Origin of the sequence: Sulfurimonas denitrificans DSM 1251, from assembly GCF_000012965.1 — a bacterium.
GTDB lineage: Bacteria > Campylobacterota > Campylobacteria > Campylobacterales > Sulfurimonadaceae > Sulfurimonas > Sulfurimonas denitrificans.
In genome coordinates this window covers 23,354-47,378 of sequence record NC_007575.1, presented here as the reverse complement: position 1 = coordinate 47,378, position 24,025 = coordinate 23,354, and the positions used below count along the sequence as shown (strand labels likewise).

Annotated in this window: 23 protein-coding genes; 3 read left to right on the top strand and 20 right to left on the bottom strand. The window is 35.5% G+C overall.

Features of this window, described 5'->3' with window-relative positions; all coding sequences use genetic code 11:
* Positions 1–74: 74 nt before the first annotated feature.
* The 10 genes from SUDEN_RS00185 to SUDEN_RS00140 all read right to left on the bottom strand — a co-directional run bounded on the left by SUDEN_RS00185 (position 75) and on the right by SUDEN_RS00140 (position 13,618).
* Positions 75–779 carry a succinate dehydrogenase/fumarate reductase iron-sulfur subunit gene (locus SUDEN_RS00185; protein ID WP_011371674.1) on the bottom strand — a complete coding sequence of 235 codons (705 nt, stop codon included), beginning with the start codon at positions 777–779 and terminating at the stop codon, positions 75–77.
* Positions 769–2,370 (bottom strand): FAD-dependent oxidoreductase, encoded by a 1,602-nt coding sequence (locus SUDEN_RS00180; RefSeq protein WP_011371673.1) that lies wholly within the window; start codon positions 2,368–2,370, stop codon positions 769–771. The genes SUDEN_RS00185 and SUDEN_RS00180 overlap by 11 nt, the downstream gene beginning before the upstream one ends.
* On the bottom strand, positions 2,360–4,930 hold the full coding sequence (locus SUDEN_RS00175) for an ABC transporter substrate-binding protein (protein ID WP_011371672.1): 2,571 nt from the start codon (positions 4,928–4,930) through the stop codon (positions 2,360–2,362). The genes SUDEN_RS00180 and SUDEN_RS00175 overlap by 11 nt, the downstream gene beginning before the upstream one ends.
* A gap of 29 nt (positions 4,931–4,959) precedes the next feature.
* On the bottom strand, positions 4,960–5,331 hold the full coding sequence (locus tag SUDEN_RS00170; RefSeq protein ID WP_011371671.1) for a YqaA family protein: 372 nt from the start codon (positions 5,329–5,331) through the stop codon (positions 4,960–4,962).
* 29 nt (positions 5,332–5,360) lie between these two features.
* Positions 5,361–6,296 (bottom strand): D-2-hydroxyacid dehydrogenase, encoded by a 936-nt coding sequence (locus SUDEN_RS00165; RefSeq protein WP_011371670.1) that lies wholly within the window; start codon positions 6,294–6,296, stop codon positions 5,361–5,363.
* Entirely contained in the window at positions 6,297–7,460 is a 1,164-nt protein-coding gene (gene purT / locus SUDEN_RS00160; protein ID WP_011371669.1) for a formate-dependent phosphoribosylglycinamide formyltransferase, read from the bottom strand.
* Between the two features lie 129 nt (positions 7,461–7,589).
* Positions 7,590–9,746 (bottom strand): flagellar hook protein FlgE, encoded by a 2,157-nt coding sequence (gene flgE / locus SUDEN_RS00155; RefSeq protein ID WP_011371668.1) that lies wholly within the window; start codon positions 9,744–9,746, stop codon positions 7,590–7,592.
* Between the two features lie 163 nt (positions 9,747–9,909).
* A complete protein-coding gene (locus SUDEN_RS00150) occupies positions 9,910–11,202 on the bottom strand; it encodes a flagellar hook protein FlgE (RefSeq protein WP_011371667.1) in 1,293 nt (430 codons plus the stop codon).
* Positions 11,203–11,213: 11 nt separating this feature from the next.
* On the bottom strand, positions 11,214–11,879 hold the full coding sequence (locus SUDEN_RS00145) for a FlgD immunoglobulin-like domain containing protein (RefSeq protein WP_011371666.1): 666 nt from the start codon (positions 11,877–11,879) through the stop codon (positions 11,214–11,216).
* Positions 11,880–11,983: 104 nt separating this feature from the next.
* Positions 11,984–13,618 (bottom strand): flagellar hook-length control protein FliK, encoded by a 1,635-nt coding sequence (locus SUDEN_RS00140; RefSeq protein WP_011371665.1) that lies wholly within the window; start codon positions 13,616–13,618, stop codon positions 11,984–11,986.
* 160 nt (positions 13,619–13,778) lie between these two features.
* Here SUDEN_RS00140 and SUDEN_RS00135 point away from each other — a divergent pair, with 160 nt between their 5' ends.
* Positions 13,779–13,937 carry a hypothetical protein gene (locus SUDEN_RS00135; protein ID WP_238374814.1) on the top strand — a complete coding sequence of 53 codons (159 nt, stop codon included), beginning with the start codon at positions 13,779–13,781 and terminating at the stop codon, positions 13,935–13,937.
* Here the strand turns inward: SUDEN_RS00135 and SUDEN_RS00130 are convergent.
* Genes SUDEN_RS00130 through SUDEN_RS00120 form a run of 3 tightly spaced genes read right to left on the bottom strand, consistent with a single transcriptional unit; the run spans position 13,924 to position 16,613 of the window.
* The gene (locus SUDEN_RS00130; RefSeq protein WP_011371663.1) at positions 13,924–14,340 is read right to left on the bottom strand and encodes a hypothetical protein; all 417 of its coding nucleotides are present in this window, start codon (positions 14,338–14,340) and stop codon (positions 13,924–13,926) included. The genes SUDEN_RS00135 and SUDEN_RS00130 overlap by 14 nt on opposite strands.
* A gap of 47 nt (positions 14,341–14,387) precedes the next feature.
* Entirely contained in the window at positions 14,388–15,368 is a 981-nt protein-coding gene (locus tag SUDEN_RS00125) for an argininosuccinate synthase domain-containing protein (RefSeq protein ID WP_011371662.1), read from the bottom strand.
* Between the two features lie 48 nt (positions 15,369–15,416).
* On the bottom strand, positions 15,417–16,613 hold the full coding sequence (locus tag SUDEN_RS00120) for a DEAD/DEAH box helicase (RefSeq protein ID WP_011371661.1): 1,197 nt from the start codon (positions 16,611–16,613) through the stop codon (positions 15,417–15,419).
* A gap of 138 nt (positions 16,614–16,751) precedes the next feature.
* Here SUDEN_RS00120 and SUDEN_RS00115 point away from each other — a divergent pair, with 138 nt between their 5' ends.
* Complete coding sequence (locus SUDEN_RS00115; RefSeq protein ID WP_011371660.1) at positions 16,752–17,774, top strand: hypothetical protein; 1,023 nt, start codon at positions 16,752–16,754, stop codon at positions 17,772–17,774.
* Here the strand turns inward: SUDEN_RS00115 and dnaG are convergent.
* Together dnaG and SUDEN_RS11515 are read right to left on the bottom strand one after the other, a co-directional pair.
* Positions 17,764–19,416 (bottom strand): DNA primase, encoded by a 1,653-nt coding sequence (dnaG, locus tag SUDEN_RS00110; RefSeq protein ID WP_011371659.1) that lies wholly within the window; start codon positions 19,414–19,416, stop codon positions 17,764–17,766. The genes SUDEN_RS00115 and dnaG overlap by 11 nt on opposite strands.
* A gap of 112 nt (positions 19,417–19,528) precedes the next feature.
* The gene (locus SUDEN_RS11515; RefSeq protein WP_274378248.1) at positions 19,529–19,660 is read right to left on the bottom strand and encodes a hypothetical protein; all 132 of its coding nucleotides are present in this window, start codon (positions 19,658–19,660) and stop codon (positions 19,529–19,531) included.
* A 193-nt stretch (positions 19,661–19,853) separates the two neighbouring features.
* Between SUDEN_RS11515 and rpsU the strand changes: the two genes are divergently transcribed.
* Positions 19,854–20,066 (top strand): 30S ribosomal protein S21, encoded by a 213-nt coding sequence (gene rpsU, locus SUDEN_RS11155; RefSeq protein ID WP_011371658.1) that lies wholly within the window; start codon positions 19,854–19,856, stop codon positions 20,064–20,066.
* A gap of 45 nt (positions 20,067–20,111) precedes the next feature.
* Here the strand turns inward: rpsU and SUDEN_RS00105 are convergent, their stop codons facing one another.
* Genes SUDEN_RS00105 through SUDEN_RS00085 form a run of 5 tightly spaced genes read right to left on the bottom strand, consistent with a single transcriptional unit; the run spans position 20,112 to position 24,021 of the window.
* On the bottom strand, positions 20,112–21,209 hold the full coding sequence (locus SUDEN_RS00105; protein ID WP_011371657.1) for a deoxyguanosinetriphosphate triphosphohydrolase family protein: 1,098 nt from the start codon (positions 21,207–21,209) through the stop codon (positions 20,112–20,114).
* Positions 21,210–21,219: 10 nt separating this feature from the next.
* Positions 21,220–22,383, bottom strand: a complete 1,164-nt coding sequence (locus SUDEN_RS00100; RefSeq protein WP_011371656.1) for a GGDEF domain-containing protein — start codon at positions 22,381–22,383, stop codon at positions 21,220–21,222.
* A gap of 18 nt (positions 22,384–22,401) precedes the next feature.
* Positions 22,402–22,956, bottom strand: coding sequence for a PhnA domain-containing protein (locus SUDEN_RS00095; RefSeq protein WP_011371655.1), 555 nt, complete (start codon positions 22,954–22,956; stop codon positions 22,402–22,404).
* Between the two features lie 11 nt (positions 22,957–22,967).
* Positions 22,968–23,183 (bottom strand): hypothetical protein, encoded by a 216-nt coding sequence (locus SUDEN_RS00090; RefSeq protein WP_011371654.1) that lies wholly within the window; start codon positions 23,181–23,183, stop codon positions 22,968–22,970.
* Positions 23,184–23,187: 4 nt separating this feature from the next.
* Entirely contained in the window at positions 23,188–24,021 is an 834-nt protein-coding gene (locus tag SUDEN_RS00085) for an FAD-dependent thymidylate synthase (protein WP_011371653.1), read from the bottom strand.
* Positions 24,022–24,025: the final 4 nt, after the last annotated feature.

The window sequence follows — 24,025 nt, the reverse complement described above, 5'->3', positions numbered from 1 at the left end:
TATATACATGTAGTACAAAGAGAGTTGTAGTTAGCTCTCTTTGTGCAATTTGTATAGAAAAGATATGGAATCAATTAGAAACTAGGAGTCCCATCAAAGCTAAATCCGCCACCAAAATTAGCAAATGATGAATCGCTATAACCAAACATAACACTTCTTGCTCTTAGTTTTTCTATATCGGCCTTACTTGAAATCCCTTGAGGACAAACAAGGGTACACGCATTGCACAAAGTGCAATCCCAAACTCCATTAATTTGGATGTTATCAATTTTACCTTTTGGATTTTCTTCTCTTTTATCACTTACATAACGCCACACTCTTGTTAGTGAAAAAGGTCCTAAAAACTCCTTATTTACTTCATAAACTGGGCATGCACTATAACATGAACCACACAAAATACAGTCACTTTGAAGCGCATTTCTCATCTCATCTTCATCTGTTAGTTTTACATGTTGTGCAAAACTACTCTGCCACGCTTTTGCTTTTGCATTAAAACTATAAGCTTTGTCCATATTTACTACCAAATCACGCTCTATTGGGCTATTTAAAAGAGGCTCTACTACATCGCCATCCTCTGCTTTATATGAACATGCCAAAACTTCTCTGCCATTTACTCTAAGAGCGCAACTTCCGCAGACACTGCTTCTGCATCCGCTGTTAAAGGTTAAAGTTGCATCGAGTTTGTATTTTATCTCATTTAAAACTTCTAAGAGAGTTACCCCTTGTAAAGAGACATCATACTCTACATGTAAGCTCTCTCTTTTTATATTAATTTTCATAACTGATTACTCCATCTTTGTCTATTATGGTGTGTACGTCAAATGCTTTTTTACTCATCTGCGAATCTACTCTAAAGTGTGCGCCTCTGCTCTCATCTCTTTGTATTGCACTAAGTAAAATAAGTTCACTAAGAAAGAGCATATTTTTAAATTCTAAAAACTCTATAAGATTTGTATTATATTTTTTTGATTTATCACTTACACCCATCTTGTGAATACTCTGCTTAATCTCTTTTACGCTCTTGAGTACTTTATGTAAAGATTCTTTATCTCTTTTTATTCCTACATGCAGATAAAACAGTTTCGCTAACTCTGAATATTTTTCATAAAAATTTATCTCATTTGTATAAGATTTTACCAGTTCCAAACTCTCTACATGTGGCTCTTTATACTCTTTTATATCTGTATCAAAATCACTCTCTTTTGCAAACTTTGCTGCACTCTCTCCAGCAACTTTACCAAAAACAACAATCTCTAAGAGTGAATTTCCGCCAAGTCTGTTTGCTCCATGAACTCTATGATTTGCGCACTCTCCAGCAGCAAAAAGCCCCTCAATATTGGTTAATGAACGATTGTTAACATCTATGCCGCCCATCGTATAATGCGCTGCTGGCTTTATAGGAATAAGCTCTAATGCAGGGTCAATATTCTCATAAAGTTTTGAGAGTTTTGCCTCTTGTGGCAGCTCTTTTTCAATAAACTCAGAGCCTAAATGACGGATATCTAAAAAGATACTCTCACCCTTTGACATCTCATCATATATAGCACGTGAGACCTCATCACGAGGCGCTAACTCATTTATAAACCTCTCGCCCTTTGAGTTAAGAAGATAACCACCAGCACCTCTTGCACTCTCTGACATTAAGATAGAAGAGCCTTTGAGTGCTGTTGGATGAAACTGTATAAACTCCAAATCACTTGCCCTAGCTCCAGCCCTAAGTGCTGCTGCAATTCCATCTCCACATGAAGCCACTGAGTTTGTTGAGTAGTTATGAAAAACTCTGCTATATCCACCAGTTGCAACTATAACGCTACAGCTTTGGATGAGCTCAACCTCTCCGCTTCTTTTATTTAAAACACTAACACCACAAACGCTTTTTTTGTTATGGTTATCGTATGTTATAAAATCCAGCAGATATCTCTCATTTAAAAACTCGATTCCACCTGCTACACATCTATCATAAAGTGTATGGAGTATTTTCAGCCCAGTATAGTCCTGCGCATAACAAGCTCTAGAAGCTGATGCCCCGCCTAACTTTCTTTGGGCAATTTTTCCATCTTTTGTTCTACTAAAAGGTACGCCTATACTGTCTAACCACGCAATAGCCTCTGGCGCACTCTTACACAAAAAATTAACCGCTTCATAATCTGCCAAAAAATGCGCCGACTTTAGTGTGTTTTGTACATGTAACTCTGCACTATCTTCATCTACGTTAGAGAGAGCCGCATTTATACCACCTTGAGCCATACATGTTTGACTTCTTGTTGGATACTCTTTTGTTATTATAGTAACTTTTGCGCCACTCTCATGCGCACTAAGCGCTGCAACAAGTCCAGCTCCACCAGCTCCTATTATTACTCTATTTTTCATCTTTATCCTCACTTGCTTGTAACTCTATAATAAATTTTGCACCATTTTCTATATTTTGCAGATATATTTTTCCTCCATGATGTTGTTCTATGATACTCTTTGACATGTGAAGACCAAGCCCTGTACCGTTTTTATCAAATTTTGTTGAGAAATATGGGTCAAAAATTTTATCTTTTATACTCTCATCAACACCGCCTCCGTTATCGCTTATCTCTAAGATGCAGATATCATCTCTATCATAACTCTTTATAAGTATTTGCGCATCTGCTCTGTTTCTTTGGCTTAACTGCTCTCTTGCATTATTTATAACATTTAAAAGAACTTGAATAAACTCATTTTTATATGCTAAAACGCTATTTTTTGAGCCAAGTTCTAAGCATAAATCTATCTCTTCTGCTTGCAAATTATCTTCTAAGAGCTTATATGCCTTTAGCACTAAATTATTTAGTGCAATTAGTTCTTGCTGCTTGTTTGGTTTATAAAAATCACTAAAATCAGAAATAATCATACTGAGTGCTTGCGTCTGCTTCCCTATTTTTTTTAATCTCTCCTGAAAATAGAGTAAAAAATCCTCTCGTTGCTTTTCATCTGAGAGATCATACTCTTCTAACTCTATTGTCATTAAAAGAGATATTTGAAGCGCTGAAATAGAGCTAAGAGGCTGCTTCCACTGATGTGCTACCATACTTATCATCTCTCCCATCTGTGCTAATCTTGATTTATGCAGCATATAGATATCTTTTTTTTGTATATCTGCTATCGCCTCTTTAACCTTGAGCTGCAGTTCATTTTTCAGAGCTTCTAACTCCTTATTTTTCTTATTTGAGAGATGCTGTCTATAAAAAAAGAGCAGAGTTATTAAAAAAAGAGCAGAGAGTATCTCTTGTAGATACTCAAATTTTATACTTTTGATATAGTTAACTGAAATCCATTTATTTATAATATTATCTACATCTGAAGATTTTATCTCTTTTGATACTTTTTGAAAAATAGTATGTAGCTCTTTATCATCTTCTCTAAATCCAAATCCAACACCTATTTTTTCATCAAACGACCCAGAGATTTTCAAATTGCCATTAGAGATATTTTTAAAAGCATAAGCAGCCGAAATCAATGTATCTATATATCCATAATAATCACCCTGCTCAACACTCTCAAACCCTTCTTGGAGAGATTTTACATAAGATATATTTAACATTGGATATTTTATTTTTAGCTCTTCGATAAAAGGGTTTCCCTTTATTGCTACAAACTTTTTATCAAATATATGTTTAATATCCACTATATAGTTTTGAGATTTTTTAGTAACTACTGCTAGTTGCTCGTTATAGTATGGCGAAACAACCAACAGAGACTCTTTTTTAAGCCTTTGTGTTCCCATTGGTAAAATATCACATCTATTGTTTTTTAGATTTTTTAGATTTTCTTCCCAACTAGAGGCATATATTATCTTATATGGGATTTTTACATGCTCTTTTGTTAGATTTAAAACATCTGAGCAAATTCCTATAAATTTATCCTCTTTAATGTCACTAAATGGAAGAAGTCTTGAGATAGCACAAACTCTAAGCTCTTTTTTCTCTTTTAAAAACTCCCTCTCTTTTTGCGTATAAAATATCTCATCTTGATTAAATATAAACTCATCAATATCTATATTTGAGCCAACAAGACCCATGATTCTATAAACATCTAAAATTCTTCTTATCTTATCTTTTTCAATTGTGCCCAGAGGAATTTCATTTATGTAGGCTAGTTTTTTAAGTTCAAGTGCTTCAAATTTTAGAGCATCTTTTGATTTTTTTAAAGGGTTGTATTTTTCATAAATGATAGAGACTGTCTCATCTATATTTTTAAATGCGTATTCCCATCCACGAATGGAGGCATCTTTAAAATTTTTTGTTCGCTCTGGATTTTTCTCTGCTTCTTCTTGCGAAGTAAAGAGAATATCACTATAAAAATCAAAACCACTCTCTAATGGAGAGAAAACTTCAAAATCTATTTCTCTCTCTTTTAACATAAAAGGCTCATTCGAGCTATATCCAGCATATAAATCCACTTTTTTTTGAATTAAATCCTCAAAATTTAAAGAGTGATTTACAAAATTAACCCTCTTATCATCGACTTGCGCAGATCTTATCATGGCGTATATTGGAGCACTCTCAAGAGCATCTATCGTCATCATTATTTTCTTATCTGTAAAATCTTTTATACTTTTTATATTTGAAGATTTAAGAGCTAACAAAACCATTGGAGATGACTGAAACGTTGCACTTAAAAGAGTTATTTTTTTACCTTTTGAGTTATACCAAACAAGGCTTGAGCGACCTATACCGTAAGTTGTTTTTCTACTGAGTACCTCTTCAACAATATCAATATCAACACCATATTTTTTTATCTCTACATCAAGACCAGCTTCCTTGTAAAAACCCTTCTCTTGTGCCATATAGTAACCTGCAAACTGAAACTGATCTAGCCATTGAAGTTGAATAGAGACTTTATCTAGCGGTTTTTGTGAAGCATAAAGTGAAATACAAAAAAGCAGAGCAGCCACATATCTCATCACAAAACCCCTATATTTAATCTACTAGATTATAGCATAAGAGTTAAAAAGTAGTATCTAAGCACCCTAAGTGAGGCACTTATGAGGATAAAATATATAAAATTCAATCTTAAAACACCAGCAACTAACGTGAGCGGGTCACCTATGATTGGAAGCCATGAAAAAAGCAGTGCCACATAACCATAGCTATGCCCATACTTGTATGAAACTCTGCCGATTTTTGAGCTAAGAAGTTTTGTTTTTGTTTTTTCATAAAGTAGATAGCCTAAAGAGTAGTTTAGGATAATGGCTAAAATATTTCCGCTTGAAGCAAAAAACATAGCATTTTTTACGCTCATACCACTCTCTAGCGCTGCAACAAAGCTTATCTCAGAGCTAAATGGAAGGATTGTAGCTGCCAAGAAGGCAGATAAAAAGAGTGCTATTTCTGTTATTTGTTTTTCTCATAAAAAGATTTTATATTGCTTGTAACGCCATCAATAAGGGTTTTCCTTGCCTCTATGCTAGTCCAAGCGATATGTGGTGTTATGTAGAGGTTGTCTCTATTTTTAACATGTAGGAGTGGGTTGTTTGACTCTATTGGCTCACGGCTTAAAACATCCAAACCAAAGAGAATGTCTCTCTCATCAACTATGCGTGAAACCGCCTCTTCGTTGATAATGCCACCACGACCAAGATTTAAGATAACCGCACCATCTTTGCACATCTGCAACTCTTTATAATCTAAAAGATTGAGTGTGTTTTCATTAAGCGGTGCATGTATGGAGATGATATCACAGCTTTTTAGTAACTCATCAAGCGAGACAGATGTGTATTGGTTATTTTGGTTTTTCTTGCTTGTTGAGTAGTAGAGAATCTCTGCACCAAAAGTTTTTGCTATATTTGCAACACCTCTACCTATCTCACCCAAGCCTATAATACCCCATTTCTTGCCTTTTATCTCAAAAAATGGACGTGATACATCTGTAAAAATCTCACTCTTTGCATAAGAGCCATTTTTTACATAGTTGTCATAATATTTTGAGTGCCCTATAAGATAAAAAAGCATAGAAAATGTATGCTGAATCACAGAATCACTTGAGTAGCCAGAGACATTTTTTACCTCTATGGCTCTTTTTTTTGCACCCTCTAAATCTACATTATTCATGCCAGTAGCAGCAACACAGATTAGTTTTAGAGATGGTGTATTTTGCATATGCTCATCTGTTATAACTACCTTGTTAGTAACTATAACATCAGCATCTTTTATGCGCTCTTGCAGTTGGGAAGATAAAGTTGTTTGAAATATTTGAGTATCCCCAAGCGAGTAGAATGTGCTTAAGTCACTATCTCCAAAGGTAAGAGCATCTAAAATTACAATCTTCAACTAACTATCCTTAACCTTTGTTATAAGCTCTCTTGCTCTTTGGAGCGCTTGTTCTGCTTTGTCAAAAACTAATGCAACTGCGAGTCTTCGCCCTTTGTGAGCTTCTGGTTTGCCAAAAATTCTAACAAAACTATTTTTGCTAAAGAGGCTCTCATCTACATGTATAACTGGCGAGAAGTTATGAACCTCTGATTTGAATGCCGCACTTGCACCCTCTCCATAAAATGTAAATTCAAGAGGAAGCCCAAGAACAGCTCTTAAATGGAGTGCAAACTCACTTTGCGATTGCGTTATAAGCGTTACCATTCCTGTATCGTGCGGACGAGGAGATACTTCTGAAAAATAGACCTCATCCCCTTTTATAAACAGTTCAACACCAAAAAGACCACGACCGCCAAGTCCGTCAGTTATCTTCTTAGCCATATCCTCGGCTCTTTGCTTTGCGATTTCACTCATCTGCATCGGTTGCCATGAGAAAACATAGTCTCCATCACGTTGTTCATGCCCGATAGGCTCACAAAAAACTGTCTCTTTGCCATTTCTTGCGGTTAGCATAGTTATCTCATAATCAAAATCTACAAAAGCTTCAACAATTAGCTCACTTGCATCGCCTCTAGCCTCTTTTGCTATCTCCCAAGAAGCATCTATATCAGAAGCACTTCTTGCAACACTCTGCCCATGGCCAGAACTGCTCATAACAGGCTTTATAACACACGGAAAGCCCAAGCGTCCTGCAGCAGATACTAACATCTCTTTTGTTGTTACAAACTCATAAGCACCCGTTTTAAGCTCTAAAACTTCAGCAGCAAAGGTGCGGATATTTTTTCTGTTCATAGTTTTGCTAACAGCATTTGCATTTGGGATAACGTTATAGCCCTTATCTTCAGCCTCAAATAGTGCATCAATACTTATAGCTTCAATCTCTGGCAAAATATAGTCTGGTTTTTCACGATATATTATCTCTAAAAGCGCATCTTTATCTTGCATATTTACAACATAACTTCTATGTGCAACGCTATGCGCTGGAGCATTTTGGTATCTATCAACTGCTATAACTTCAAGACCGAGTCTTTGGGCTTCAATAGCAACTTCACGACCTAGTTCACCAGAGCCTAAGAGCATAATTTTTTTTGAGTTTGATTTTAGAGGAGCAGAAAAGAGCATAATAATTCCTTCATTTTTATTAAATTAAAAACGCTAAACGAACAAGTTCGTTTAGCTACGCTCACGCCGCTATAGCAGCTAAAGCTTGCTTTTAAAAAGAAAAAGAATTATATCAAAAAGGAGTTAAACTTACTGTTTTAGTCCGATTAGAGTTTGAAGAAGCTGATCTGAAGTTGTAATCGTTTTACCATTTGCCTGATAACCTCTTTGTATAATAATGAGCTGTGTAAGTGCCAAAGACAAATCCACATTTGAAGCTTCAAGTGCGGCTGCTTGCATAAATCCACGTCCAGCTGTTGCAGCTGTTCCGATGATTGGATCTCCTGAGTTTGCAGTCTGTACATAAACATTGCCGCCCTCAGTAGATAGTCCTTCGTTGTTGGTAAACTTTGCCATACCAATTTGTGCAAGACCAAAACTTCTACCATTGCTAAATGACCCAATTAGCGTTCCACTTTGATCAATTCTGATACCAACTAAATCTCCACCAGTAAATCCATCTTGAGAAATTCCTGATGTTGCTGATTTGGAGTCAAAGCTCGTCATCCCATCAAAACTGTTAGAAGTACCAAGTTTAATTGCTACTTGCTGATTTGCAGCTGAACCGTTATTTGCTGTAAAAGAGACGTTTGGCGGATTAAAAGTTGCAAGTGAACCATCACTGTTAAAGCGAACAAAGCCTGTTTTTTCATTATAAGGCGCAACTGAATCAATAGTTGCAGGCTCGGGAACACTTATCTTCATATTCCATGAACTCCCTGTTGAAGCATCAACTGCAACTTTTCTAAACTCTGTTCTTAGTGTATGTTTTGAACCAAGAGAGTCAAAAATATCAATGCTTGCAGAGTGAGTTGCAGCATTAAAACTTTGTGAAAATGCCTTTCCAGTACTCCCTGCAGGAAGTGTTGCGTTTAATGCTTCCATATTTCTAGTAAATTTAGTATTTTCAGTTATTCCACCGCCTGTAATACTGTTGGCATTCATCCCTGTAATTGATAGATTAATATCATAATCACCATCTTGTGAACCACCTGGATTTGATAGTTCAAATTTACCTTGAGCATTTATTTTTATCTCAATATTATTTTCATCAGGTGTAGCATCAGCATCGAGATTACCTACAGCACGAGCTTGATTCTCCAAAGCTTCACGCAAATCTGCGATAGTTGTAAATTTCTTATCACCGCCTGCTACTGTCACTGCACCTGTTGGATCATACTGATATCTATAAGCAGTGGTTGCAGAGTCTCCAACAACTAAACCACTGTTTGCGTTTCCTACAGCATTTATTCTGATGTTATGAGAAGCATTTATATCTGAGTTAGAGTTTGCAAGGTTGATAAAACCACCACTATATGTAGCAATTATCCCAGTTACTGATGTTTGAGCATTGATTGCCGAGACATAACGTGCCGCATTATCAGCAGCTGTGTTTCCTGCGAGTCCACCATTTGTAGTTATCTGCTTTAGAGTTCCATCATCAAGTTCTAATGTTATATCTAACTCTACTGCTCCTGCTGCTACACCAGCTGTGGCAGCTGTTTTTGTAGGAGTAAACGATGCCCAGATACCTTGACCTGTTTGCAAATTAAATGCTTCTCCAGAGTCATTAAAAAGCACTCCCATATTACCAGAATCAATTGGGTTACCATTTTCATCTATTGCTTCTGGGTTAGGAAGAGGTGTCCCAGTTGGATAACTCTTTACCTCATAAGCAGGTGAGTAAGTTTTTACAAGTGGACCTGAATTTAAGTTTGCTTTAATAACTACATGTTGTGTAGGAGACGCTGGAGTTGTAAGCCCTGGAGGGATATTTATATTTGTAATAGGCGCTGTTGCATCAACAAAACCTGTTGCTCTATCTCTTAACCATCCTTGAACAATAAACCCATTATTGTCAACAAAGTTTCCGCCAGCATCAAACTTAAAATCCCCTGCACGTGTATATTTGTATGTATTTCCACCATCTGGAGAGATAATAAAAAAGCCATCGCCTTGAATAGCAACGTCAGTATTTTTATCGGAATTTTGTACTGAACCTTGAGAAAAGATACGAGTCATTGAACTAACAGTAGCACCAAGACCAACTTGAACTGGATTTTTACCGCCAAGTTCCCCCTGAGGTGCTGTTGCGATTGCTCTTGTTTGTGCTAAAAGATCTGAGAAGTTTGCACGAGAATATTTGTATCCAACCGTATTAACGTTTGCGATATTATTTGATTCTACGTCCATCGCAACTTGGTGCGATTGTAGTCCTGAGACTCCAGCAAAAAGTGATTTTAACATGGTGAACTCCCTATATATTAAGTTTTTTAAACACTAAGAGCATCTTAGCTCCTATATAACAGCCTTTTTTGGCACTAAAACTTCTCTGCAGAGAGAGAAGCAAAGATGTTTTTTACTTGTATAATTATTTAGCATTTAGTGTTCCAACTCTATTATAGTTGGACTACCTATGCATACTAAGAGCTTTTTGTAACATCTGATCTGCTGTTGTTATACATTTTGAATTTGCATCGTAAGATCTTTGCATAACAATTATCTCGGTCAGCGCTACTTCCATGCGTACGTTTGAGCCCTCTAATTTAAAATTGCTTAAATCTGTACCTACTATATTTTTTCCATTCGCATCTTTAAAAAATATAGGCTTACCGCTATTTGTTGATTCGCTAAATCTTGAGCCACCAGCTCTCTCTAGAGCTTTGTCATTTTGAAAATGGTACACCGCAACAGATCCTATCGCACTCTGCATACCATTAGAGAAAGTAGCTACAATCTGAGCGTTTTTATTTATATCGTAGCCTTGAAGTTCGCCTGATTGTGTTCCATTAGAAGTGCTTGAGCCGCTAAAAGGGTTATCCATGGATATAAGACCATTAAAACCACTTCCTAAATCTATTTTCACTGGAGTACCATTGTTATTTACAGTTGATAATGTATTTGATATGATAATTCCACTATTATCAAATGAAACCACTCCTTTTTGTGTATCATAAATTTCATCTGGAAGATAAGTTGTCTCACTTGTTTGTTCATTATATTCTGTTTTAACACCAGAACTTTGTGCTGTCGCTGTAACATCCCACTGAACTCCAGGGGAGGTCTGTGGATTGCTCTTCTTAAACTCTAGTCTTATACTATTTGTGTTGCTTTGTGAATCTATAGCTTTAGCGCTTATAACTCTTATATTATCAGTAACACCTAAATTTCCAAAAAACTTAGCTTCGCTTGTCGGCTCAACTGGATAAGTGAGTTTATCTGGAAAGCGCAGTTTTTGTTGCTCAGATACATTTGCTAGAGGTATTTCGGCTAACTGTTCACTTAAGACACCGTTATTGATATTTTTACCCATTGTTCCTAGAACATAATACCCATCAGCAGTTACCAAATCTCTCTCTCTATCAAATGTAAAACTTCCATCACGTGTGTATAAAGGAGAGCCTTCCCCCTGAATACCAAACCAGCCGTCTCCCATAATAGCCATATCCGTGCTTCTTTCACTAAGCTGAAGAGTACCAACACTATCATTCATAGTTATAGCATTTACTCTGCTACCTAAGCCAATTCCAGCATTAATGTCAGCTGTGGTTGAGAGTGACTTCTCAAAAAGAGATGAAAATTCTGCTGTGTATCCACGAAAACCCAAAGTACTTGTGTTGGCTAAATTATCGGCAATCACATCAATGGATGTCTGATGTGATTTAATACCATTAATCCCGGTATAAAAAGCTTGAATCATCATAAGAAAATCCTTTAGTACACTTCTTTAACATTTGCTAGTGGAACATAATTAGAACCAAGTTTTAGAAATGTTTCGCCTTTATCAAATCTAACAGACTCTATGGGATAAGCGCCCACTCTAGTCTTAAGTGCCGCTCCATCTGGATTTGTATAAGAAGCTGTTGCATAATATATTCCACTATCAACTGCTCCACCGTTTGCATTTGTTCCATCCCATGTAAACCCATAGACACCTTTTGGATTTGTTCCAACATCTAATGTTTTTATAGTATTTCCATTAACATCAAGGATTTGAACTGTTCCATTACTTATAGCATCTGGAAAATACATCTCAAATTTCGTATTTGTTCCCTTATCTAGTGTTATAGCATTACTCCCCAAATCTGCTGTTTTTCCAATTGCAGAGACAGTACTAAATTGTTGTGAAGCGCTCATAGAAGCTGCTAACTCAGAGAGAGCTTTATTGGTATTTTCAGATGCCTCAAGCGTAGCTAGCTGTGAAGTTTGACTTAAGATTTTTTCACTATCCATTGGCTCTGTTGGATCTTGATGTTGAAGCTCTACCAATAGTAATTTCATAAAGTCATCTTTGCCTAAAGCTGTTTTATCCTTTGCTGCATTTGCTGCTGCTGATTCTGCATGTGTTGCAGCATTTAAGCCTGTTGATGTGATTGCCATAATTTATCCTTTTTTATTCATTTGTTTACAAAAGGAACAACTCCCTTTTGCTATGCTTGGCGTCAATGCACTTGAGTTTGACGCATTCATATCAGATATTTAATTTATATGTATCGTGGAACGATAATCTCTAAAGAGCTTAATATCTCTTCATGTGCCTCTTCACTCTCAAAATGGCTATACTCTGCGTGGGCTTTTTGTTCGTTTTGTCTCTGTTGTTGAAATGCCCCAGATGAGTTATCACCATTTTGTGAACTACTATTAAAGTTAAAGGTAGCACTATTTATTCCACTATTAACTAACTGTGTCTTTAGCTCATTTACATTCATAGAGAGCGCATTTATAGCTGTGTTGTTTGAGCTTATGCTTACATGTAAGTTTTTTCCTCTTTGAACAACTGTTAAATCAACTTCTCCTAAATGTTGTGGATTTAATTGCACTTTAACTCTTGTAAATGGAGATTTGTAATCATTAATAGCATTTCTTATATCATCTGATAGATATCTAATCATCTGTTTTGCTTCATTAATTTTTACTTCAAAACTATCTGCTTTACTTGCACCAAGAGAGTCTGTCTTTTGTGCTTGAGAAGGCTGCTCTGATACAAAAGATTCTCCTTGAAGAAGTTTCTCTAGAGATTTTGTACTCTCTACACTTAAGCTTGGAGCAATTACAGTAGCACTCTTTACAGAGAAATCAGCTGTTAGTGATGGTGCATCTTTTGATGATTTTTCCCCATTAAGCAAGAGTTTTAATGTCTCATCAGCTCTATCTTTTGGGCTTTTTTGCTCTGATTTTAGTGAAGTTGAATTTACTTTTGCTTGAACAATCTGCTCTGTTGTTGCATGCTCTAAAGTATTTTGAGCTTTAAAAAGAGGCGTTGATTTTATCTCTTTTAAAATTTCACTCTGCTTTTCATCTGCTCTTAATTCATTAGAAATAATTTTTGAAACTGCCTCACTATTTTGTAGTGTTTGAGGGTGCTTTTGCGTCTCTTGTAGTTGAGCTTTTTTATCTGCAAAACTCTCTTTTGGCGTTTGAACTATCTCTTTTGGAACCTCTGTCTTTGGCTCTTTTTTATCCTGAAGTAACTCTTTTGAGCTCTCTGGTGTCTTTGAATCTTTTTTCTCACTGAGTGCACCTTCTGGTGCCTCTGCCTTTACCTCTCTTTTATCTTTTAAAATATCTACATGTAGCTCTTTGGTATCTTGTTTTATAGTTTTTGAGCTATCTAAACCATGCTCTTTGACCTCTTCAAGCGTTATTTTACTTATATCTACACCAAATTTTTTAGCAACCTCAACTAACCCTTTTAAAGTTGTTGGAAGCTCCTTAATTTCAGATTTTTTAAAGCCTTCACTCTCTAGAATTTTTGATTTTAGATAGTTTTTTGCATCACTCATAAGAGTTTTCATCTCAGCACTGCTTAGTGTAGCTACGAGTTTTGGATTTAACTCCAATGGCTCTTTCTCTTTTTTTTCAACTACTTTATCTTGAGTCTGCAAAAGAGATGTAAGCGTTGATGTCTTTGATGATGTCTTTGGCATCTTAATGCTTTTTTCTTCATTAACAAGCGCTAAAACAAGTGAGCCATTTTGAACTATTTTTTTATCTTTTGTTTCACTTGCTCCTCGTAGAAGCTCTGAAAACGAGATTGTAGGCTTCTCTTTTAAAGTAGCTAAACTAAGAGGCGAGGATGAAGATGAACCATTAGCGTTTTTCATATCTAATAAAACCACTGACTCTCCTTTGTCTTTAATTTAAAGATTTTAGAATCAATAGCACATAGTATTCCACTATTAAGTTATAATTTTAACCATGAAATATTTATTACTGTTTTTACCACTGTTATTGATTGCTGGGAGCCCTTTTGAGACTCTCAATGTGAAGGATATGGATTTGTCCGTATATGAGACAAAAAAGAGTGAGCAGAACCTACAAGCCTCTAAAAATATAAAGGTTACATGTAGATTAGTGTGCGATAAAAAAGTTTATCAAGAACAAAAGATATCAGATGCGATAGAATTTTACAAAAAAATCAACTCTAATAGCGATTAAAACTATCCAAACAATTTAAATCATTTTTATGATAAAGAGTTGCATAATCCCTTATTCTAAAAACTAAATCTTCTGAATTTTCGCCATCTATAGGGTAACTTACCATATACGTTTTTAAATCTGCCGCAAAAAACTCTATAAACATTTTTTTTACAATCTCAGCACCATATTTATCTGTATATGGGAGTACAAAAAAATAGTCTGCTTTATCATTTACAATTGCATCAGAATTTCTTAAAATATGCTCCAACGAGCTCTTTACAATAGAGTGATCAAGAGCAGAAAAATCACAATAAAGAATAGTAAAACTCTCGGCACGATTCTCATCTATCCTCTGCACTAAACCAATAGTTAAATCCAAAAGTTGTTTGAAATTGTTAAACCCAAAATGTACTCCCGCCATGCGTTCTCCTATATATTAAAATTTATAATAAAGTATAGCCTAAAACACTACATAATGGTATATGGTTTCAACTCATCTCTTGAATCAAATGGAGTCGCATACATCTCCTCTGTCTCATCATATAAAAGAGTGTACATGTTATCCTCTTTTGTTTTGCAATATGTAAGAATTATCCTTGATGCCAACTCTTTGTCTTCTTTAGTTGCGCTTTTACTAAGCAGTGAATGGGGTCCAGGAAGTGCTACCGTTTTAACATGATGATATTTTTCACTCTCTATGTTTTGCAAATGAAGATTTTCATCTTTGTTTCTTCCAACAACTAGCTTTGCACCATCTGGGAGTCTTAAATGGCGTCCAAATTTCATAACTGGAATATCTTTTACTTCAAACTTATCATATTTTATGAAATCAAACATCTTTTTTGCAAAGTTTTCATCAGTTAAAAGACATCCGCCACCTGGGCTTTCAAAATCCTCTAAACCTATCTCTGCTACAAGCTCTAACTGTCTATCACGGCTTCTGCCTACGATACCCTCTAGCTTTTCTCTATCTACCCAACCATTTATCTCTGCAATAGTTGGAGAGAGGGCCTTTGCTGAGAGTGGGCGCAAAAGCAGTCCATCACAATTGCTCTCATTTAAAACTGTCTGCATCGCCTCTCTGTTTTGGCTCATTGGCCGTTGTCCTAAAACCTCACCGCTTATAAGAAAAGATGCTCCCTCGCTCTCCATAACCCTTTTTGCAACCGCAAACATCTTTGCATGACAATCGATACATGGGTTGAAATTTTTGCCATAACCATGTTTTGGATCAAAGAGCACATCTTGTAAAAATTCGCTCTCTATATCTATTATTTTTAGCTCTGCTCCGACTTGAGCGCACATATTTTGCATATGCTCTAGCCTATCTTTAGTACTTCCAAAACCTGTGTTAATATTTACAGCTAAAACCTCAATACCTTGATCTATTATTAGTTTTAGTGCCAAAGTTGAGTCTAATCCGCCGCTAAATAGTGCAATTGCCTTCATCCCTCTCCTTGTAAAATTGATAATTTAAATTATAAAATTATACACAACTTATCTTCTTTTCTTATGCGAACCTCTTTGACCGCCCTGATTTATAGGCTCAGCTTTAATGCTTGGATCTGGTTTAAAATCTTTTAACCAAACTTTTTGAATATCAGTTTTTATAAGTTTTTCTATGCTTGATAGATATTCATGCTCATCTATACAAACAAGAGATATCGCATCTCCACTGCTTCCAGCACGCCCTGTTCTGCCTATTCTGTGAACATAATCCTCTGGCACATTCGGAAGTTCATAGTTTATTACATGTGGAAGTTGATCTATATCTATCCCTCTTGCTGCTATATCTGTTGCAACAAGAACTCTTATATCGCCATCTTTAAACTCTTGCAGAGCCTTCATTCTCGCATTTTGGCTCTTGTTTCCATGTATAGCGCTTGAGCTTATACCATCTTTTTCAAGTTGCGCACTTAATTTATTTGCTCCATGTTTCGTTCTTGTAAAGACAAGGACTTGTTGCCATTTTCCCTCTTTTATAAGATGAACCAAAAGTTCACGCTTACGCTCTTTATCAACTGGATAAACTATCTGCTTTATGCTTTGTGCTGTTTTGTTTGGACGTTCAACTTCTATAAGAACTGGTGAATTTAAGAGACGATCTGAGAGCTTTTTAATCTCATCTGAATATGTAGCTGAAAAAAGAAGTGTCTGTTTATTTTTTGGAAGAACAGCCAAAACTTTTTTTATATCATTTATAAAGCCCATATCAAGCATTCTATCTGCTTCATCAAGCACCAAAAACTCAACATCCTTTAAATCTATGCTTTTTTGAGAGAGATGGTCAAGTAATCTTCCAGGAGTTGCGATAACTATATCAACACCTTTTCGTAGAGCGCTTAACTGAGGGTTTATACTTACTCCACCGTAAATAATAGTTGAAGTAAAAGAGAGATATTTTCCATAAATAGAAACACTCTCTCCAACTTGCGCCGCCAACTCTCGTGTTGGGGTTAAAATAAGAGCTCGGATTCTCTTTTTAGTAGATGATTTATCTCTGCTTAAAAGCTCAAGAAGTGGAAGCGTAAAGCCAGCTGTTTTACCTGTTCCCGTCTGTGCTCCTGCTAAAATATCTTTTTTACTAAGGATAATTGGAATAGCTTGTTTTTGGATTGGAGTTGGCTTAGTGTAGCCCTGATCTTTGATAGCTTTTAGTATAGGAGCTGATAAACCTAGTGTTGTAAATGACATTATTTTCCTGATTTTTAATTGTTTTTGTAGAAGATTTGTTAAACACCAAAGCTTAATATAACCATAGAATAGCATAATTTCCTCCAATGTTCAGATATAATGCCAAATTAATATTCAAAAACCCTCTTAGGACAAACAATGTCAAACTATGAAATCACCATAAAACACAATAAACATCGTATCCATCCTTGTCCTAATGATAAAAAACTATCTCTTCTTGCACTTCTTCTAGAACAAAACAGCACTTTAAATATTTTAGTTGCTTCTTCGCAAGATAGGGAGCTTATAAAAGAGGTAGCGGGGGCAAAAAACGTTACCGTTGCCCTTGATGATGAGTTAACAAAAGCAGCAGATTTGATGTGTGATCTTCTTATAAGTTATGATTTACCCTCAGCTGAGATTTACATGTCAAGACTCCGAAGAGCAAAAGAGGGTGCAATAATACTTCTTGATATAAGTGAACAGAAAAATCTCTACCCAATTGAGACAATTCTTAAGAGAGTCATTAGACAAGACACCGTTTTAGGCTATGAGTATGCGCCTCAAGAAAAGATGAAAATAGCTCAAAAATCCCTGCAAAAAGAAAAAGGTGTTTACGCATTTGACCCAGATGCTCCACAGAAGCCTCTTTATAGTAAAAAACAAACAGAATATAAAAAAACATTTGACAAGCCAAAGTATGATAAGTCCAACTGGGATAAGCCAAAAAGAGATAATGAGGGTTCAGAGCGAAAACCATTTGAAAAACCAAAGTATGATAAACCTAAAACAGATGGCCAAAGAGCTGAGCGTAAACCATTTGATAAACCTAAATGGGATAAACCTAAGTTTGATAAAACAAAAAATGATACTCAAGGCCCTGAGCACAAACCTTTTGATAAACCCAAATGGGATAAGCCAACAAGAGATGGCGAAAAGTCTGAGCGTAAGCCATTTGACAAGCCTAAATATGATGGTGAAAAGAAATATGATAAATCAGGCAAAAAGTCAAATAAATTTTTAGGTAAAGACGATAGTGGCAAATCAAAATTCTCTGGCAAAAGTGGTGAGAGAAATCATAAATATGATGGAAAGCCCAAGGAAAGCATTGAAGCACCAAAAAATGTAGGAAGAAAGATATCTATAAAAGAGCGAAAGCCAAAAGATGCACCTAGCTCTTAAAAGCTACAAGTTCGCCTCTTTTTAAGAGTTCGATTTTCCCTTTAAACTTACGAATATAAAAAGCTTTTTCTTCAAACGTAATGTCTGAGAGAACATTTACTTTCTTATACTCTCTCTCATAATGCTTCATCAAAAATGAGACTAACTCCGCTCTAAGAGCATCCTCACTATTTAACGCTTTTATCTGCTCATCTACAGCTATCGCCATAAGTTGGGGATGAGAAAACTCCCCCCTTAGCGCCAAAGAGAGCTCTGATGAGTGAAACTTTAAAAGCGATGGATCTAATACATCTAAAATCTGATCAATAAATTCAGGATGCTCCAATACTGTTTTTATAAGAGTTAACTCCCACATATCTCTATGACGGTTTTTATCGATAAAAGGGAGGTTTTGATTTATGTTACTCTTGTTCGTTATCTTAATATAAGATGGGCTTAACCCCAGTCTTGAGGCTAAATAGGATTTATACTCCTCTTGAAGCATTGCGGAGAGAGTTTTAAGATATCCAATTGCATCTTGCATGCAGAGCTCTCTGGCTTTTGGGTCTCTAAGATTATAGAGTGATAGAATTTCATCAAGCACAAACTCTATAAAAGGTTGTGGCGCTCTAAACATATTTGAGAGCTCTTCAACTGCTCCGTTTTTGACCATATCTGCTGGATCTAATCCATCAGAAAATATAACAACTCCACCATTAAATCCGCCTGCACTAAGAATTTTCGAGGCTTTAAGAGCCGCTGCTCGCCCTGCTTTATCTCCATCATAAGCCATAATTACTTTAGGCTCACCTTTTCGCAAAATGGGTAGATGTTCTGATGTAAGTGCCGTTCCAAGCGTTGCTACAGCATTTGTAAACCCCGCTTGATGGAGCATTATAACATCGAGATACCCTTCTGTAATAACTATCTCTTTTGTTTTATGAATAGTCTGTTTTGCATGATGATAAGCATATAAAAGACGAGATTTATTAAAATATGGTGTCTCTGGAGAGTTGACATACTTTGCTTGATGTCCAGTTATCGTTCTACCTCCAAACCCAACAATAGTTCCATTTGCAGAGTGGATTGGAAATGTGATACGCTCTATAAATCTAGCATACGCTCTTGAGCCATCATTTCCTACAATACCCATCTCTATGGCTTCATTCATGCTGAGGAGTTGCGATTTTATGAATGAGATAGTAGCATTTGAATCTGGTGCATAACCTATGCCAAATTTTTCTATGCTACTCTCATAGATACCGCGCTCTTTTATATAAGAGATGGCTTGAGGGTTTTTTGTAAAAAGATAGTGATACCATGAATCTATCTTTTGCATGATTCCTGAGCTAGATTTAGTGCTTTTATTATCGCTGTAAGATAGAGAAAAATTATATGTTGAAGCCAGTTTTTCAAGTGCTTCTGGGTAGTTTAGTTTTTCAAACTCCATAACAAATTTTATGCTATCGCCACCAGCTCCGCAACCAAAACAGTGATATATCTGCTTTGAGGGACTTACAACAAAAGAGGCACTTTTTTCATCATGAAAAGGGCATGGAGCTTTATAATTTGCGCCAGTTTTTTTTAACTCTACATGTGAGCCGACAACATCAACAATATCAAGGCGTGCCTTTAGGGCTTCTATGGAGTCTTGGGTAATCATGTCTGAATTATACAAAAATGTTAGTTAAAGGGAGGTTGTCAAACTATAGGGAGTGTCACTAAAATAGGTCACGGTAAGACCTATTTTAGAAGGAGAAATAAAATTTTAGATATTAATAAATATCTGTATTTGGGTGATTAGGTTTGCTAATCGGTGTGTTTGTTTCTTGAACATCGTATTTAACTACGCTATCAGCTTGGAGGGCACCTAACATTATCGTGATTGCTAAAATGACTTTTTTCATTTTTGTTTCCTTTGGTAAGAGCGCATTACGCTCTAAATTTTTAAATCAGAGAAATTTTATCCGATTTAAAAAAAATAGTTATTGATATATATCAATTTAGGTAATATTCTTATAAATCCTTCTAAATAAAACCATCTGGAGTTATTTATGATATAATTCCAGTTCAAATTTTAAAGAAAGTGGGTGATGTGATATGCCAGGTATTGTACTACGTAGTGATGACAATTTTGATGCATCTTATCGTCGTTTCAAAAAGCAGACTGATCGTAACTTAATCGTTACTGAAGCTCGTGCTCGCCGTTTCCATGAAACGAAAACTGAAAAACGTAAGAAGTTCTTAATAGCATCTCGTAAGAAAATGCTTAAGCGTCTTTATATGATGAGACGTTACGAATCACGCCTATAAGACATAAGCCTTCGGGCTGTGTTTTACTCTAGCACAACAACAAAACTACAATCTCCCATACATCTCATTATAAAATGACAAAGCGTGTCTATCACTCATAGAAGCTATATAATCAGCTATTACTCTATGTTTACTTCTGCTTTGTAACTGTTCTAAATAAAACTTTGGCATCATTTTAGGCTCTTCATGTAATCCAATATAAAGGCCTTTTATAGCCTGTTTACCTGCATACATTTTTATCATAATATCTTTATGTTGATATAGCTTTTTAAAGAGAAGTTTTTTTAGTTTTTTTATCTCTGATTCTAATGTTGGCTCGAAACCTATTGGTAATTCACTTTTACTTGAAAGCGAAGCACTATAAATTTTACTATTATCAATCTTATCTTTTGAGAAATATATAAGAGAGTAAACCAAATGATTGATTAGATGTGAAACAAAACGGTATCTAAACATCTCATCTTCATCTTCTCCAATCCCCTCATCTTTAACTTTTTGTAGAATATCCTCTATTAAAGGGCTCTCTTTTAAATCCTCAAAACGTATCAAACCAGAGTTTAATCCATCATCAATATCATGAGTTATATATGCTATCTCATCAGCTCTATCAACTACCATGGCTTCAATACTCGGATGTGTCTCAAGATTGAAATTCTCATCAATAAAGGGTGGCAAAAAGCTCTTTTTGTATGGATAAGAGTGTTTAAGTATCCCCTCCAATGTAGCAAAGGTAAGGTTTAATCCATCAAAATTTTTATAACGTCTCTCTAAAGAAGAGACAACTCTAAAACTTTGAAAATTATGATCAAAACCATTTTTAAAACCATCGTCCTTTAAACACTCATCAAGCGTATCTCCGCCAATATGCCCAAAAGGTGTATGTCCTAAATCATGTGCAAGCGCAATTGCTTCAGCTAAAGATTCATTAAGCCCTAAATGAGAAGTAATTGAGCGTGCTATTTGAGAAACTTCTATAGAGTGTGTGAGACGTGTACGGAAAAAATCACCCTCTTGATTTAAAAATACCTGAGTTTTATACTCAAGTTTTCTAAAACTACTAGAGTGAATAATTCTATCTCTATCTCTTGCATAGGGATTTCTAAAATCTTTGTCTATTTTGTAAAATCTATCATGTGCTTGCATTAAAATTCCTTTATGCTTTTACTACTTGGTTTCTTCCAGCTTTTTTAGCCTTATATAGAGCATTGTCAGCTCTTTTCATAACCGCAAAAGGGTCTTTGTCTTGAGAAGTTTTTTGCACCACACCAGATGAGATATTTATATATATAGTTTTTGAGCTTTGCTTATTTCTAACAACAAAAGGGCTCTTTGAAATTATCTCTCTTAATATATCTGTACTTTTGTATGACTCATCTAACTCTCGTGAAGGGAAGAGCACAACAAACTCCTCTCCTCCATATCTGTAAGCTTTTCCGCCACCGCCAACTTCTGCTAATTTAGAGGCAACCATTTTCAAAACCTCATCACCAGTATCATGCCCATAAGTATCATTAAACTTTTTAAAATGGTCTATATCTATCATGGCAAAGGAGTATTTCATCCCAAGTTTTGCCATATCCTCTATAAGTGCTCTTCTTCCTGGAAGTGCTGTAAGTTCATCATAAAAGGCTAAACGGTAAGACTCTCTAATTAGTAATATAAATATGATTATGCCTATTGATAAAAGCAACAACTCTTTTACATGTGGAGTTCTTATAAAATAAAAGCCTATGTAAAATGTTAAGAGTATAATTAAAAAAGAGCTATTGTAAAGAACTGATCTGTTAAATATCAATAACATAGCCATCACCGTTATAACAAAAGCAGCTATAACAACCGTTATATCTTCGATTGGATAAAAAGAAGTTGTAAATATTTTTGTCTTTAAAAGAGCGATTATATCGTTGTTTGGATAAAAGACAAAATACAAAACAACTGCTATTTCAACCACAAAAAAAGCTATTTTTAACACTCCCCAAATTGAAAAAAGTCCTCTCTCTTTTAGTGATAAAAAGAGTAAAAGATGTAGTGGATAAAGCATTGAAACGTAAAGAAAAAGATCCGTTGCTCTTTTGCCCCCCAAATAGATAAAACCTACATATATCAAAAGGAGCGGAAGGATTATAAATATAAATCTATTTCGGTTAAAGTGCCATGAAACCCACAAAATAGCTACGGTTATAGCATAAAACAGATATGGAACTATGCTAAATAGAACTTTTGGTATCTTCTGTTCATAAAAAACAAGAGAGCCAAGAGCAAGGGAGATAAAAAGAGGTATAGATATATTTATTGATATTGATTTTAAAGAGTTCATATACCTTCTTTTTGTGAGCTACGCTTTTTTTAGGAACTCTGTTTTTAGATAAATCTTAGTTCCATTTACTCTACCCTCAATATGCCCTTCAACATCTTGAGGAATTGAGATATTTTTAACCATTGTGCCTCTTTTTGCAGTAAACCCCGCACCCTTTACCTCTAAATCTTTAATGATAACAACGCTGTCACCAGCATTTAAAGTTACGCCGTTAGAGTCCTTTACAACTACGTTGCTTGAACTATTTACCCCTGCATCTGCCCAAGCTTTTACATCATCTTCCATATATATCATATCAACTAAATCTTCTCTACCAAGAAGCTTTAATAGTCTGTATGAGATAACCACAACAGCTGGTACTTCACTCCACATGCTCTCATTTAAGCAGTTAAAGTGCGTCTCATCCATCATGCTAGGATTCTCTATCTGCTCTTTACATGTAGCGCAAATATAGATTGACTGCTCTGAGCTTTCATCTGATGGTGCAACTTCAAAAACGCTAAGATTTTGGCTGCTTTGACAAAGCTCACATTTAGATCCACTTCTAGTTTTTAACTCTTCTTCAATACTCATAACTTCTCCTACTATTTTTTAAATTCTATCGCATCTTCTGGGAGGGTTGTAGATTTATGTTTTGTCCCATCAAAGGCTTTTTGAGCCTCTTCTTCGTTATAGTTTCTACACTTCTCAATCATACTTGGATCACTGTTTGGACCTACATTCTCACACATAGAGAAGTTAACCTCAAAATATGAACATCCGCTAAATAACAGAGAGCTTATTGCAATATATTTCCACATGTAATTACCTTTTTTTAATGATTAAATCTAAATATTTTGATGGTGTTTTTCTCATCATCTCTTGTGCGAGCCATCTTATTTGAAAATAAGCAGCGCCACTATCTCTAAGTGTGAAATAGTTTTTTAAACTTCTAAGGTTAAATGTTACAACCATATCAACTTTTACATTGTCGCTTATTATATGCTTAAAAGCATCACCTACATTACGCTTCTTTTTTCCACTCTCTAGTGCATCAAAAAGTGCTTCTGGAGTACCTTTAAACTTTTCTAATAAATCTAATGAGCTTGTAGCTACCGCAATTTCATTGAAATCTTCTACTTTTTTTGACTGATAAAAAAGCTTATCATACATCGCACCAATTTCGATTTTGTTATACTCTTTATCACATGTAACAAACATATCAAAGCTCAAAACTTTATCTATAAAAAAATCTCTATCATTACTGCTCATTGAAGCAACAAAAGCGTTTATTACAGAGCTCATAGTATAACGTGTACTTCTTACACTAATAGCCTGCATACGGTGACGGGCATGCTCTTGAAGTACGCCTCTGCTTGTTCCTCTTACCAAAAAACTCAAATTTGCATGTTCTAAAATAGAGTGATGAAAATAGGTCCAAGCCAAATCATTTAAGAGATTTGACTCTTCAATACCATTTATCTCTCTACATGTAGAACTATCTGGCATATTTTTTTCAATATATTGAATAGCCCTATTTTCACTATTTTCAAATGAGTCATAACAAGTCCTAGCTGCCGCTTCAGCGACACCTATGCCTGTCTCTTGTATTAAAACTACTTCTGGTTTTGTATATTTTATGCCATAAATACTTTGCACAGAT